12 protein-coding genes are annotated in these 13739 nt (G+C 72.4%); 6 read left to right on the top strand and 6 right to left on the bottom strand.

All coding sequences use genetic code 11. The features are described 5' to 3' along the window. Positions 1-9 precede the first annotated feature (9 nt). Genes RV983_RS06660 through RV983_RS06645 form a run of 4 tightly spaced genes read right to left on the bottom strand, consistent with a single transcriptional unit; the run spans position 10 to position 5481 of the window. Complete coding sequence (locus RV983_RS06660) at positions 10-1212, bottom strand: acyl-CoA dehydrogenase family protein (protein ID WP_475984850.1); 1203 nt, start codon at positions 1210-1212, stop codon at positions 10-12. After that, a complete protein-coding gene (locus tag RV983_RS06655; RefSeq protein WP_475984849.1) occupies positions 1209-3101 on the bottom strand; it encodes an acetyl/propionyl/methylcrotonyl-CoA carboxylase subunit alpha in 1893 nt (630 codons plus the stop codon). The genes RV983_RS06660 and RV983_RS06655 overlap by 4 nt, the downstream gene beginning before the upstream one ends. 14 nt (positions 3102-3115) lie before the next feature. Continuing rightward, positions 3116-4678, bottom strand: coding sequence for an acyl-CoA carboxylase subunit beta (locus RV983_RS06650; protein WP_475984848.1), 1563 nt, complete (start codon positions 4676-4678; stop codon positions 3116-3118). Further along, on the bottom strand, positions 4675-5481 hold the full coding sequence (locus tag RV983_RS06645; RefSeq protein WP_475984847.1) for a TIGR03084 family metal-binding protein: 807 nt from the start codon (positions 5479-5481) through the stop codon (positions 4675-4677). Before RV983_RS06645 ends, RV983_RS06650 begins: the two co-directional genes overlap by 4 nt. Before the next feature lie 199 nt (positions 5482-5680). Between RV983_RS06645 and RV983_RS06640 the strand changes: the two genes are divergently transcribed. Beyond that, positions 5681-6649: an AEC family transporter gene (locus RV983_RS06640; RefSeq protein WP_475984846.1), complete on the top strand. Its 969-nt coding sequence runs from the start codon at positions 5681-5683 to the stop codon at positions 6647-6649. A 58-nt stretch (positions 6650-6707) separates the two neighbouring features. Here RV983_RS06640 and RV983_RS06635 read toward each other — a convergent pair whose 3' ends face one another. After that, complete coding sequence (locus RV983_RS06635; RefSeq protein ID WP_475984845.1) at positions 6708-7673, bottom strand: acyl-ACP desaturase; 966 nt, start codon at positions 7671-7673, stop codon at positions 6708-6710. Between the two features lie 88 nt (positions 7674-7761). Further along, positions 7762-8538: a dimethylargininase gene (gene ddaH / locus RV983_RS06630; RefSeq protein WP_475984844.1), complete on the bottom strand. Its 777-nt coding sequence runs from the start codon at positions 8536-8538 to the stop codon at positions 7762-7764. Between the two features lie 160 nt (positions 8539-8698). Between ddaH and RV983_RS06625 the strand changes: the two genes are divergently transcribed. The 5 genes from RV983_RS06625 (at position 8699) to RV983_RS06605 (ending at position 13626) form a co-directional block, all read left to right on the top strand. Then, entirely contained in the window at positions 8699-10336 is a 1638-nt protein-coding gene (locus RV983_RS06625) for an ABC-F family ATP-binding cassette domain-containing protein (RefSeq protein WP_475984843.1), read from the top strand. A gap of 115 nt (positions 10337-10451) precedes the next feature. After that, complete coding sequence (locus tag RV983_RS06620) at positions 10452-10940, top strand: glutathione peroxidase (RefSeq protein WP_475984842.1); 489 nt, start codon at positions 10452-10454, stop codon at positions 10938-10940. Then, complete coding sequence (locus RV983_RS06615) at positions 10937-11701, top strand: L,D-transpeptidase family protein (protein WP_475984841.1); 765 nt, start codon at positions 10937-10939, stop codon at positions 11699-11701. Before RV983_RS06620 ends, RV983_RS06615 begins: the two co-directional genes overlap by 4 nt. A 104-nt stretch (positions 11702-11805) precedes the next feature. Further along, on the top strand, positions 11806-12378 hold the full coding sequence (locus RV983_RS06610; RefSeq protein WP_475984840.1) for a TetR/AcrR family transcriptional regulator: 573 nt from the start codon (positions 11806-11808) through the stop codon (positions 12376-12378). Between the two features lie 69 nt (positions 12379-12447). Beyond that, entirely contained in the window at positions 12448-13626 is a 1179-nt protein-coding gene (locus RV983_RS06605) for a GDSL-type esterase/lipase family protein (RefSeq protein ID WP_475984839.1), read from the top strand. Positions 13627-13739: the final 113 nt, after the last annotated feature.

The raw sequence follows: 13739 nt of genomic DNA, 5'->3' as shown, positions 1-13739 counted from the left end.
AGGACGTGCTCAGTAGGACTTGGGCAGACCCAGCGTGTGGTGCGAGACGTAGTTGAGGATCATCTCCCGGCTGACCGGTGCGATGCGGCCCACGCGCGACGCCGTGAGCATCGAGGCCAGACCGTACTCGGTGGTGAGGCCGTTGCCCCCCAGCGTGTGCACGGCCTGGTCCACCGCCCTGGCACCGGCCTCGGCGGCGGCGTACTTGGCCATGTTGGCGGCCTCGCCGGCGCCCGCGTCGTCACCGCTGTCGTAGAGGAAGGCGGCCTTCTGCATCATCAGGCGGGCCAGTTCGAGTTCGATGTGCGCCTGCGCCAAAGGGTGGGCGATCGCCTGATGCGCGCCGATGGGCGCCTGCCACACCTGCCGCGTACGGGCGTAGCCGACGGCCTTCTCCAGTGCGTGGCGGCCCATGCCGATCGAGAAGGCGGCGGTCATCACGCGTTCCGGGTTCAGCCCCGCGAAGAGCTGGAGCAGGCCCGCGTCCTCGTCGCCCACCAGGGCCGCGGCCGGCAGCCGCACATCGTCCAGGAAGAGCTGGAACTGCTTCTCCGGGGCCGTCAGCTCCATCTCGATCTGCCGGAACTCAAAGCCCGGCGTCTCGCGCGGGACGATGAACAGGCAGGGCTTCAGACGGCCCGTACGGGCGTCCTCGGTGCGGCCCACGACGAGCGTGGCGTCCGCGATGTCCACGCCGGAGACGAAGACCTTGCGGCCGGTGAGCAGCCAGTCCGAGCCGTCGCGGCGCGCCGTGGTCGTGAGCCGGTGCGAGTTGGAGCCCGCGTCGGGCTCGGTGATGCCGAAGGCCATGCGGACGGAGCCGTCGGCCAGCCCCGGCAGCCACTGCCGCTTCTGCTCCTCGGTGCCGAAGCGCGCGATCACCGTGCCGCAGATCGCGGGGGAGACGATGAGCAGCAGCAGCGGGCAGCCGGCCGCTCCCAGCTCCTCCAGGACGATGGCCAGTTCGGCCAGCCCCCCGCCCCCGCCGCCGTACTCCTCGGGCAGGTTCACGCCGAGGTAGCCGAGCGCGCCGGCCTCCTGCCACAGCTCGTCGGTGTGCTTGCCCTCGCGGGCCGCCGCGGCGAAATAGCCGCGTCCATAGCGGCGGCCGAGGTCGGAGACGGCCTTGCGCAGGGCGCGCCGTTCCTCGCTCTCCACAAGGTGGTTGTCAAAGGTGCCTGTCGGTCCGTTCGCAGCGGTGATCCCGCTCATGCCGAGTCCTCCTCGTGAACGACGGCGAGTACGGTCCCGACGTCGACCTGGTGGCCGACCTCGGCGTGCAGTGCGGTGAGCACGCCGTCCGCCGGGGCGGTGACGCGGTGCTCCATCTTCATGGCCTCCAGCCACAGCAGCGGCTGCCCGGCCGCCACTTTGTCGCCGACCGCCACCTCCGCGATGCGGACCACCGTGCCCGGCATCGGCGCCAGCAGCGAGCCGGGCGCGATCCGCTCCACCGGATCGGGGAAGCGCGGCAGAGCGGTGAAGCGGTGCGCGCCCATGGGAGCGTCGACGTGGACCTCGGCCCCGTAGGTGGCGACCTCGAAGGCGCGGCGGACGCCGCAGACCTCCAGGACGACCTCGTCGGCCGCCGCGGACAGCAGCCGCACGTCGGGGTGCCCCTCGGCGGCCAGGCCGGCGCGTCCGACGCGGTAGCGGACCTCGTGCTCCGTCCCGTCGGGCTCGGCACGGTACGTCTTGCGCTGCGGCGCCGAGGGCACATTGCGCCAGCCGCCCAGGGCATGCCGCCCGGAGGCGTCGGCCAGGGCGGCGGCCAGGGCGGCCAGCCGTACCGCGCCGGGGTCCGCGGGCGCGGCCGGGCCGAGCCGTCCGAGGAACGCCGTGGACAGCCGCCCGGCCGCGAAGTCCGGGTCGCGCAGGACGCGTACGAGCAGGTCGCGGTTGGTGACCAGGCCGTGCACGCGAGCCCGTTCCAGGGCGCCGGCGAGCTGCCGCAGAGCCCGTTCGCGGGTGGGGGCGTGGACGATCACCTTGGCGAGCATCGCGTCGTAGTGCACGCCGACGCGGTCCCCGTCGGTGAAGCCCGCGTCCACGCGCAGACCGGGCATCGCGGGCAGCCGGAAGCGGCGCAGGACGCCGGTCTGCGGCTGCCAGTCGCGCGCCGGGTCCTCCGCGTACAGGCGGGCCTCCACGGCGTGCCCCGTGGGCCGCGGGGGAGCGGCCGGCAGCCGGCCGCCCTCGGCGACGTCCAGTTGCAGCGCGACGAGGTCGATCCCGAAGACGCACTCGGTCACCGGGTGCTCCACCTGGAGGCGGGTGTTCATCTCCAGGAAGTACGGGCGGCCGTCCGCGGACACCAGGAACTCCACCGTCCCCGCGCCGGTGTATTCGATCGCCCGCGTTGCCGCCTCGGCTGCCTCGTGCAGGGTGCGGCGCAGTTCGTCGCCGAGGCCGGGGGCAGGGGTCTCCTCGATCACCTTCTGGTGGCGGCGCTGCACCGAGCAGTCGCGCTCGCCCAGCGTCCACACGGTGCCGTGCGCGTCCGCCAGCACCTGGACCTCGATGTGGCGGCCGTCCTCGACATAGGGCTCCAGGAAGACCTCGTCATCGCCGAAGGCGGACAGCGCCTCCGCGCGGGCGGCGGCCATCTCCGCCTCCAGGGAGGCCGCTTCGCGTACGACGCGCATGCCGCGCCCGCCGCCCCCGGCGGCCGCCTTGACCAGTACCGGCAGGTCGTCGGGACCGGCCTCCAGCACCGGGACACCGGCCTGGGCCATCAGGCGCTTGGCGCGGGTTTTCGAGCCCATCGCCTCGATGGCCCCCGGGGCCGGGCCGATCCAGGTGAGGCCCGCGGCGATCACGGCCCGCGCGAACTCGGCGTTCTCCGACAGGAATCCGTAGCCAGGGTGCACGGCGTCCGCACCGGCCGCCAGGGCGGCCTTCACGATCAGGTCGCCGCGCAGATAGGTGTCGGCCGGGGCGTCGCCGGGCAGGCGTACGGCGGCGTCGGCCTCCCGTACGTGCGCCGCCCCCGCGTCCGCGTCCGAGTGCACGGCGACCGTGGCGATGCCCAGGTCGCGGCAGGTGCGGAAGACGCGGCGGGCGATCTCGCCGCGGTTGGCCACCAGCACTGATGCGATCACGGTCACGCTGCCCCTCACATCCGGAAGACGCCGAAGCCGCCGCGCGTGCCCTCGACCGGTGCGCTGTGGACCGCCGACAGGCACATGCCGAGCACCGTGCGCGTGTCGCGCGGGTCGATCACCCCGTCGTCGTACAGCCGCCCCGACAGGAACATCGGCAGGGACTCGGACTCGATCTGCTGCTCCACCATGGCGCGCAGGCCCGCGTCGGCCTCCTCGTCGAAGGGCAGGCCCCTGGCCGCCGCCGACTGCCGCGCCACGATCGACAGCACGCCCGCGAGCTGTTGCGGGCCCATGACGGCGGACTTGGCGCTGGGCCAGGCGAACAGGAAGCGCGGGTCGTAGGCACGGCCGCACATCCCGTAGTGCCCGGCGCCGTAACTGGCGCCCATGAGGACGGAGATGTGCGGCACACGGGAGTTGGACACCGCGTTGATCATCATGGCGCCGTGCTTGATGATGCCGCCCTGCTCGTACTCGCGGCCCACCATGTAGCCGGTGGTGTTGTGCAGGAACAGCAGCGGGATGTCGCGCTGGTTGGCCAGCTGGATGAACTGCGCCGCCTTCTGCGACTCCGCGCTGAACAGCACCCCTTGTGCGTTGGCGAGGATGCCGACGGGATAACCGTGCACCTGGGCCCAGCCGGTGACCAGGCTCGTCCCGTACAGCGGCTTGAACTCGTCGAACAGCGAGCCGTCGACGACGCGGGCGACCACCTCGCGCGGGTCGAAGGGGGTCTTGAGGTCGCCGGGGACGATGTCCAGCAGTTCGTCCTCGTCGTGCAGCGGCGGGTCGTAGGCGGCCGCCGGGGCCGGGCCCTGCTTGCGCCAGCCCAGCCGGGCCACGACGCGGCGGGCGGTACGCAGCGCGTCCGGCTCGTCCAGGGCGAAGTAGTCGGCCAGCCCGGAGACACGGGCGTGCATGTCGGCGCCGCCCAGCGACTCGTCGTCGCTCTCCTCGCCGGTCGCCATCTTCACCAGCGGCGGCCCGCCGAGGAACACCTTGGAGCGCTCCTTGACCATGACGACGTGGTCGGACATACCGGGCACGTACGCGCCGCCGGCGGTCGAGTTGCCGAAGACGACGGCCACGGTGGGGATACCGGCCGCCGACAGCCGCGTCAGGTCGCGGAAGAGCGCGCCGCCCGGAATGAAGATCTCCTTCTGGCTGGGCAGGTCCGCACCGCCCGACTCCACCAGGTTGACCAGCGGCAGGCGGTTGGCGAGCGCGATCTCATTGGCCCGCAGCGCCTTCTTCAGCGTCCACGGATTGCTCGCGCCGCCGCGGACGGTCGGGTCGTTGGCGGTGATCACGCACTCGGTGCCCTCGACGACCCCGATGCCGGTGACCAGCGAGGCGCCGACCGGATAGTCGCTGCCCCACGCCGCCAGCGGCGACAGCTCCAGGAACGGGGTGTCCGGGTCGAGCAGCAGTTCCACCCGCTCGCGGGCGGTCAGTTTGCCCCGGCCGCGGTGCCGTTCCACGTACTTGGGGCCGCCGCCGGCGAGCGCCTTCTCGTGCTCGGCCTCGATGCCGGCGAGCCGCTCCAGCATGATCGCCCGGTTGTCCCCGCTCATTGTGCGGCCCCCTTCTGCGGGTTCCCCGGCTTCCGCCCTTCACCGGGCGGCCCCGCGAAGGCCTGCGCGATGTCAAGCCAGCGGTCGGCGTCGGCGCCGTCGGCCCGCAGCGCCAGGTCGTCGCGGTGCCGGCGCCGGGTGGCCAGCAGGCACAGGTCGAGGGCGGGGCCCGTCACGCGCTGGACGGCGTCCTCGGGCCCGTACGTCCACGAGCCGCCGTCCGGGGCGGTCAGTTCCACCCGGAACTCCTCGGCGGGCGGCGCGAGCCCGTTCACGGCGTACGCGTAGTCCCGGGCGCGGACGGCGATCCGCGCGACGTGCCGCAGCCGCGGCGCGGGCTCCCGTCGCACCCCGAGGGCGTCCGCCACATCCTCGCCGTGCGCCCAGCTCTCCATCAGCCGGGCAGAGGCCATCGAGGCCGTCCCCATGGGCGGCCCGAACCAGGGGAGGCGCGCTCCGGGCGGCTGTGCCCGCAAGGCCTCCTGGAGCGCGTTCCGGCCGGCACGCCAGCGTTCCAGGAGCTCGGCGGGCGGCAGGGCCGCGCCCTCCTCCGCGCCTTGGTCGACATAGGTGTCGATCGCGGACGCGGCCTTCTCGACCTCGGTCCCGAAAGCGGCCGGATCGGTCGCGGCGAGCAGCGCCTGCCGGTCCGTCCACGCCAGGTGCGCGATCTGGTGGGCGATCGTCCAGCCGGCGGCCGGTGTGGGCGTGGCCCAGTCGGGCGCCTCCAGCGGGGCGACGAGGGCGTCCAGACCCTCGCTCTCGTCCCGCAGGTCGTCCAGTACGGGTGTGGGGTCGGACACGTGTCCCCCTGGTTGACGCAGAGTCAGCGAAGCCGTGGTGCGTCACAGGCTGGCACCGCCCCGAGAAACAATCAAGCGTGCTTGCATGATTCTTCGCATCGCCCCCGCGCGTCGGTCCAGGGGCCGCCTGATTGACTGCACCAGGCCTCCCGGCGATCCCGGCCCCGGCCTGACGACCTACCGGACAACCCGAGGTTCCATGCACGCCGTGCCATCACTGCTCTCCGGTTTCGTCCCCCTATGGGTGCTCGGCGCGGCGGGTTACGCGGTCGGCCGCGCCGGGTTGCTGGGGCCGCAGGGGGAGTCCGTGCTCGGCGGTTTCGTCTTCAACGTCGCTATGCCGGCCGCCCTGTTCACCATGGTCGCCAGGACACCCCTGGGCACCTTCGCGAACTCGTCCATGATCGCCTTCGCGGCGGGAACGGCGCTGGCCTGCCTGCTCGGGTTCGCCGCGAGTCGGTGGCTCTTCGGTCGGCGCCTGCCCGACCAGGCGATCGGCGGCATGGCCGCCGGATACGTCAACTCCGCCAACCTGGGCATCCCGGTCGCGGTGCAGATCCTCGGCGACGCGTCGTTCGTCGCCCCTGTACTGCTGTTCCAGGTGCTGCTGGTCACCCCGGTGATCCTGACCGTCCTCGACGCGGGAACCGCTGGAACCGCCCGTGCCGGCGGGCGGTGGGGAGACCGGGGCGCGGTCCGCATGCTGCTGTTGCCGCTGCGTACGCCCGTCATCCTGGCGACGGCGCTCGGGTGCGCGGTCTCCGCCGCCGGCTGGCGGCTTCCCGTCGCCCTCGGACACTCGGTCGAGTTGCTGGGCAACGCGGCCGTGCCGACAGCGCTGATCACCCTGGGCATGTCGCTGCACGGCCGCCCACCTGCCACCGGCATCGCGATCCGGACGGAGGTCGGGGCCACCGTCCTCATCAAGACCCTCGTCCAGCCCCTGGCCGCGTTCGCGGTCGGCAGTCTCGTCCTGCACCTGCAGGCCCACCAGTTGCTCGCGGTGGTGATCCTCTCCGCACTGCCCAGCGCGCAGAACGTCTTCATCTACGCCCGCCAGTACGAGCTGAGCACCGCCCTCGCCCGCGACGCGGTCATGTTCTCCACACTGCTGTCGATGGCCACGCTCTCCGCCGCGGCCTGGGCGCTGGGCCCGGGGCACACCTAGACGGGCCCCCAGGGGGCGGGGCGCCCCCCAGGGGGGCGCCCCGCCATGCGCCGTCCGGTCAGGCGCGGGCGGCCCGCCGCGCCAGCAGGGCGTCCCTGCGCTCCTCGAACTTGCGGGCCTGGGAGTCCAGCTCGCCCATGAAGAAGCCCAGTTCCTCCTGCGCCTTCAGGCCCTCAGGACCCAGCCCCGCGACCTCCAGCACCTTCAGGTGCCGCAGCACCGGCTGCAGGACGTCGTCGTGGTGGATGCGCAGGTTGTAGACGCCGCCGATCGCTATCCGCGCCGCCGACCGCTCGAAGCCGGGCATGCCGTGGCCCGGCATCCGGAAGCCGACCACCACGTCGCGGATCGCCTGCATCGCCTGGTCCGGCGCCAACTGCAGCGAGGCCGCGAGCAGGTTGCGGTAGAAGACCATGTGCAGGTTCTCGTCGGTCGCGATGCGCACCAGCATGCGTTCGCACATCGCGTCACCGGACTCCCGGCCGGTGTTGCGGTGCGAGATGCGCGTGGCCAGCTCCTGGAAGGCGACGTACGCGACGGAGTGCAGCATGCTGTGGCTGTTGTCGGCCTCGAAGCCCGCCGACATGTGCTGCATGCGCAGCCGCTCCAGCTGCACCGGGTCCACGGCACGGGTCGTCAGCAGGTAGTCGCGCATGACGATCGCGTGCCGGCCCTCCTCCGCGGTCCAGCGGTGCACCCAGGTGCCCCAGGCGCCCTCACGGCCGAAGAGCGTGGCGATCTCGTGGTGGTAGCTCGGCAGGTTGTCCTCGGTCAGCAGATTGACCACCAGCGATATCCGGCCGATCTCGGTGACCTTCGACTGCTCCGGCTCCCAGGCCTCGCCGCCCATGACCCCGTCGAAGTCCCTGCCCTGACTCCACGGCACGTACTCGTGGGGCATCCATTCCTTGGCCGCCGTCAGATGCCGGTTCAGCTCGGTCTCGACGACCTCTTCCAGGGCGTAGAGCAGCCGGGAGTCACTCCACACGTCCGATCCGGTGTTCTGGGACGGGGCAATGGTCACGCTGCGCTCCTGGCGGTTGGCTGAGGGTAGCTACGGAATCGTAAGTTACGAAACCGTAGGTTACGTGCCGCCCGCATGGCAACCCGCTCTAAGCGTCCAACCCGCTAACCCGTACCGAGAGGCAGGTCACGCAGCCCTCGAGCCGTTCGAACTCGTCTATGTCGACAAGTACGGGCGTATAGCCCATTGCGGCGAAAATTTTTGCGCCGCGCGGTGCGCTCGCCGCCATCAACAGCTTCCCGTCTCCCAGAAGCACCACATGGGCGCCCGCTTCCTCCGGGACCGGCAGGAATCGCGGGAACACCTCGGGCGTGTCAACCAGCGGGGGGTGGCCGACGACGGTGCCGTCCGGGAGCGCGGTGACGGCCGACTTCAGATGCAGCACCTTGGTGACGGGTACCGCTACCACCCGTGCCCCCAGCGGCTCGAACGCGGCACGTAGTTGGAGCACGCCTTCCGCGTTCGTGCGGCCGCCGGTGCCCACGTAGAACGTGTCACCCGTCTTGAGTATGTCGCCCCCCTCCAGGGTGCCCGGCGCCCGCACCTCGGCGAAAGACATCCCGAGCCCCGCCAGGATCGCTCCGGCCGCCGCCGTCTCCGGACGGCGCGGCAGCGCGCCCGGCCGCGCGATGAGCGCCGCGTCGCGGAACACCACCATGGTGTCCTCCACGAACACCCCGTCCGGGCACGCGTCCGCCGGCGGGATCTCCAGCGTCTCCCACCCGTGCGTGCGCAGGGCCGCCCCGTACCCCTCCCATTGGCGCAGCGCCCGCTCCACGTCCACCGGTGACCGTTCGACGTGCGTCACGATCCCCTCCGCCAGACGCGGACCAGGACGCCGGACAAGTGCCTTGCGCTTCGGCATGACGTGATCTCCCTCGCGGCGGCAGCGGCTTGTGGAAGGTGATGCTTCCTCACCCGGCGCCGTACGCCCAGGGTGCGCGGTGCGGGTCCCACCGGGGGTCCCACCCCGCTGGGCGCGGCCGGCCGGCGCCGCTGGGCGGGGCGATAGCATCGGTGGTCTGATGAGTGCCACTCTTGTCGTCAAAGACCTCGCCGCAGGCCATGGGGACCGCGTCCTCTTCTCCGGTCTGGACCTCGTTGTCGCGCCCGGCGACGTGATCGGGCTGGTCGGTGCCAACGGCGCCGGCAAGTCCACCTTGCTGCGTCTGCTGGCGGGCCTGAGCGCTCCGGAGGAGGGGCAGTTGCGGCTGAGTCCGCCGAACGCCTCCGTGGGCCATCTGCCGCAGGAGCCGGAACGCCGGACGGGTGAGACGGTGCGCGCCTTCCTGGCCCGCCGCACCGGGGTCGCCGCCGCCCAGGCGGCGCTGGACGCCGCGACCCAGGCGCTGATGGACGAGGCGCCGGGCTCGGACGACGCCTACGCGGACGGCCTGGAGCGCTGGCTGGCACTCGGCGGCGCCGACCTGGACGAGCGGGCCGAGGAGGTGGCGGCCTCGCTGGGCCTGACCGTCGGCCTCGACCTCCCGATGACGGCGCTCTCCGGCGGCCAGGCCGCCCGCGCGGGTCTCGCCTCGCTCCTGCTGAGCCGCTACGACGTCTTCCTCCTTGACGAGCCGACCAACGACCTCGACCTGGACGGCCTGGAGCGCCTGGAGGCGTTCGTCACCGGCCTCAAGGCCGGCACCGTCGTGGTCAGCCACGACCGGGAGTTCCTGGCGCGCACCGTCAACCGCGTCGTGGAACTGGACCTCGCGCAGCAGCAGGTCAACACCTATGGCGGCGGATACGCCGCCTACCTGGAGGAACGGGACACCGCCCGCCGTCACGCGCGTGAGGAGTACGAGGAGTACGCCGACACCAAGTCGGGCCTCGAGGCCCGCGGGCGCATGCAGCGCAACTGGATGGAGCACGGCGTCCGCAATGCCCGGCGCAAGGCGACGGACAACGACAAGATCAGCCGCAAGCTGCGCACGGAGTCCACGGAGAAGCAGGCCGCCAAGGCGCGCCAGACGCAGCGGATGATCGAGCGCCTGGAGGTGGTCGAGGAGCCCCGCAAGGAGTGGGAGCTGCGGATGGAGATCGCCGCCGCCCCTCGCGCCGGCGCGGTCGTGGCGACGCTGCGCGGCGCGGAGGTGCGTCGCGGGGACTTCACCCTTGGTCCCGTCGACCTCCAGATCGACTGGGCGGACCGGGTCGCCATCACCGGCGCCAACGGCTCCGGCAAGTCGACCCTCCTGGCCGCCCTCCTCGGCCGCCTGCCCGTGGACGCGGGGGCGGCCTCCCTCGGCCCCGGAGTCGTCGTCGGCGAGGTCGACCAGGCGCGCAAGCTCTTCCATGGCGGCGAGGCGCTGCTGGACGCGTTCGGCGCCGAGGTGCCGGACATGCCTCCGGCCGATGTGCGCACCCTGCTCGCCAAGTTCGGCCTGAAGGCCGCCCACGTCATGCGCCCGGCCGCCACGCTCTCCCCGGGCGAGCGCACCCGTGCCGCCCTGGCGCTCCTCCAGGGCCGCGGTGTCAACCTCCTCGTCCTGGACGAGCCGACCAACCACCTGGACCTGCCCGCCATCGAGCAGCTGGAGTCGGCGCTCGCCACGTACAACGGCACCCTGCTGCTGGTCACCCACGACCGCCGCATGCTGGAGGCCGTGCACACCACGCGCCGCATCCAGGTCGGGGCCGGACGGATCACGGAGAACTGACGCCCGCGTCGCTGCCCCGTTCCGAGGGCCCTCCCGTGGGAAGATCACCGGAGCGGGCGGGGTTGAATGGGCGGTCTGTGATCCCTTACCCGTCCCCCGACGAGGAGTTCGAAACGTGAACATCTACGACATTCCGCTGCGCACGCTCTCCGGTGAGACCGCGTCCCTCGCCGACCACCAGGGCAAGGCGCTGCTGATCGTCAACGTGGCCTCCAAGTGCGGACTGACCCCGCAGTACGAGGGCCTGGAGCGCCTGCAGAAGCGTTACGCCGACCGCGGCTTCAGCGTGCTGGGCTTCCCCAGCAACCAGTTCGCCGGTCAGGAGCCGGGCACGGCCGAGGAGATCGCGACGTTCTGCTCCGCGACCTACGGCGTGAGCTTCCCGCTCTTCGAGAAGGCGGACGTCAACGGCGAGGACCGGCACCCGCTCTACGCGGCGCTGACGGAGACCGCCGACGCCGAGGGCGCGGCCGGTGACGTCCAGTGGAACTTCGAGAAGTTTTTGATCAGCGCGGACGGCCAGGTCGTCGGCCGGTTCCGCCCGCGCACCGAGCCCGAGGCCGACGAGGTCGTGGGCGCCATCGAGGAGCACCTCCCGCGTTGATCCGAGACCGCTTCGTACGACTCGTCGTGGCGGGTTCCGCCGTGCTGGCCGCCGCGGCCGGCACGGCGGGCGCGGGCACGACCGCACCGCCGGCCGTGACCGCGGCGACGACCGCGGCGCCGGCACCGCGCGTGCCGCCCCTCCCGGCCGGCATGGTGGACACGGGCGGCGGAACGCAGCTCATCACCGCCGTCGCCACGGACACCGCGTCGACCAAGGGCACCGTCACCTGGTGGGACCTGCGGGACGGCGTCTGGAGCGCCGCGGGCTCCGCGCCCGCCCGCTTCGGCGCGGGCGGCCTCGTCGAGGGCGAGGAGCGCGCCCAGAGCACCTGGACCACCCCCACGGGCCTGTACGACCTGCCCTACGCGTTCGGCATCAAGCCCGCGCCGAAGGGCACCCGCATGCCCTACCGGGCCGTCACCCCGGACTCGTGGTGGTGCCAGGACAACGCCTCCTGGTCCTACAACCGCTGGGTCGAGCCGCTGCCGCCCGACTGCGCCGCCTCCGAGTCCGAGCACCTGATCAGGTACCGCAAGCCGTACGTCCACGCCTTCGTCATCGGCTTCAACTACGACGAGCCGGAGCAGGAGCGCGGCGCCGGCATCTTCCTGCACGCCAACGGCCCCGGCCCCACCGCGGGCTGCGTCTCCGTCCCCGTCGAGGCCATGCGCCGACTGCTCGCCTGGGCCGATCCGGACCGGGGCCCGCACATCGCGATCGGCACGAAGTCCGGCGAGACCGCGATCACCACGTACTGACCCGGGGACGGCTCACGACGCCGTTCCCCGGCTCTCCTCTGCCGATATTTGCCTAAAGGTATTAGGTAAATGCATACTGGGTTCAGTCAGAGGAGGGGATGGTCATGGCACCGCGCGCAGGACTCACCACCGCACGCCTGGTCCGGGCCGGGGCTGAACTGGCCGACGAGGCCGGCTTCGAGCAGGTGACGCTCTCGGCACTCGCCAGGCGGTTCGACGTCAAGGTCGCGAGTCTGTACGCGCATCTGAAGAACTCCCACGACCTCAGGACCGGGATCGCCCTGCTCGCGCTGGAGGAGATGGCCGACCGGGCCGCCGACGCCCTGGCGGGACGGTCCGGCAAGGACGCGCTCGCCGCCTTCGCGAACGTCTACCGCGACTACGCCCGGGAGCATCCCGGGCGCTACACCGCGGCCCAGTTCCGGCTCGACCCGCAGTCGGCGGCCGCCAGTGCGGGCGTCCGGCACGCGCAGATGACACGCGCGATCCTGCGCGGCTACGACCTGGCGGAACCGGATCGGACGCACGCGGTCCGGCTGCTCGGCAGCGTCTTCCACGGCTACGTCAGCCTCGAAATGGGCGGCGGGTTCAGCCACAGCGCGCCCGACACGCAGGAGACCTGGACACGCGTCGTGGACGCCCTCGACGCCCTGCTGCGGAACTGGCCCGCGCCCTGACCGGGCGGGCGGACCCGCCCGTCCCGCACCCGCGAACAGCGGACTCGACACGCCCAACAGGCTGAGGACATGAACACCGAGCACCAGTGGATCACCACCCCCGTCACCGCGGACCTCGTACGCGGCGCCCTCGAACTGGAGCGCACCGAGCGCGGCATACTTCCGCACCGGCTGCCCGCCCGGGCCCGCGCCCAGAACACCGACCCGCAACTCGCCATGGCCGAGGCCCAGCCCTCCGGGGTCCGGCTGGTCTTCCGGACCCGCGCCACCGGCATCGAACTGGACACCGTGCCCACCAAGCGGGTCTACGCGGGCGTTCCGCCGCGCCCGGACGGCGTCTACGACCTTCTCGTGGACGGCCGTCTCGCCGGCCGGGAGAGCGTCACCGGCGGCAGCACCCTGACCATCGACATGGCCACCGGTACGTTCGAGCACCGGACCGGCCCTGCCGGCACCCTCCGCTTCACCGGCCTGCCCGGCGGTGACAAGGACGTCGAGATCTGGCTCCCGCACAACGAGACCACCGAACTGCTCGCGCTGCGCACCGACGCCCCCGTCGAGCCCGCGCCGGACCGGGGCCGCCGGGTGTGGCTGCACCACGGCAGCTCGATCAGCCACGGCTCCGACGCCGCGGGCCCCACCGCCACCTGGCCCGCGCACGCCGCCGCCCTCGGAGGTGTGGACCTGGTCAACCTCGGTTTCGGCGGCAGCGCCCTGCTCGACCCGTTCACCGCCCGCGCCCTGCGCGACACGCCTGCGGACCTGCTCAGCGTCAAGATCGGCATCAATCTGGTCAACACCGACCTGATGCGGCTGCGCGCCTTCGGCCCCGCGGTCCACGGCTTCCTCGACACCATCCGCGAAGGCCACCCCACCGCACCACTGCTGGTGGTCTCGCCCGTTCTGTGCCCCATCCACGAGGACACCCCCGGTCCCACCGCCCTGGACCCCGCCTCCGTCGCCACGGGGGAGCCGCGCTTCCTGGCCACCGGCGACCCGGCGGAGCGCGCGAGCGGCAAGCTGACGCTCGGCGTCGTCCGCGGGGAGCTGGCCCGGATCGTCCGGCAGCGGTCCGCCGAGGACCCGAACCTCTACCACCTCGACGGCCGCGCACTCTACGGCGCCGACGACTTCGCCGAACTGCCGCTCCCCGACGGGCTCCACCCTGACGCCGCCGCGCACCTCCGCATCGGCGGACGCTTCGCCGGCCACGCCTTCGCCGCCGGCGGGCCCTTCGCCCTCCTCTGAGGTGCGCGGAAGCAGGACGTGACGCGGAAATGTCCGGGCCGCGGGGCCGGTGTTACGGACAGCTAGGCTGAAGAAGGAAGCCTCGGCAGAGACACCCCGGTTCGCGCCATGCC

This window comes from Streptomyces sp. RLA123 (assembly GCF_056270165.1).
The sequence above is the reverse complement of the archived record's forward strand: the minus strand, read 5'-3'. Positions and strand labels throughout refer to the sequence as shown.

What these genes read in the sequence shown, in the direction of transcription:
- RV983_RS06660 (WP_475984850.1), bottom strand. Translation starts at nt 1,212, where the DNA reads ATGAGCGGGATCACCGCTGCGAACGGACCGACAGGCACCTTTGACAAC.
- RV983_RS06650 (WP_475984848.1), bottom strand. Translation starts at nt 4,678, where the DNA reads ATGAGCGGGGACAACCGGGCGATCATGCTGGAGCGGCTCGCCGGCATC.
- RV983_RS06640 (WP_475984846.1), top strand. Translation starts at nt 5,681, where the DNA reads ATGCACGCCGTGCCATCACTGCTCTCCGGTTTCGTCCCCCTATGGGTG.
- ddaH (WP_475984844.1), bottom strand. Translation starts at nt 8,538, where the DNA reads ATGCCGAAGCGCAAGGCACTTGTCCGGCGTCCTGGTCCGCGTCTGGCG.
- RV983_RS06625 (WP_475984843.1), top strand. Translation starts at nt 8,699, where the DNA reads ATGAGTGCCACTCTTGTCGTCAAAGACCTCGCCGCAGGCCATGGGGAC.
- RV983_RS06610 (WP_475984840.1), top strand. Translation starts at nt 11,806, where the DNA reads ATGGCACCGCGCGCAGGACTCACCACCGCACGCCTGGTCCGGGCCGGG.
- RV983_RS06605 (WP_475984839.1), top strand. Translation starts at nt 12,448, where the DNA reads ATGAACACCGAGCACCAGTGGATCACCACCCCCGTCACCGCGGACCTC.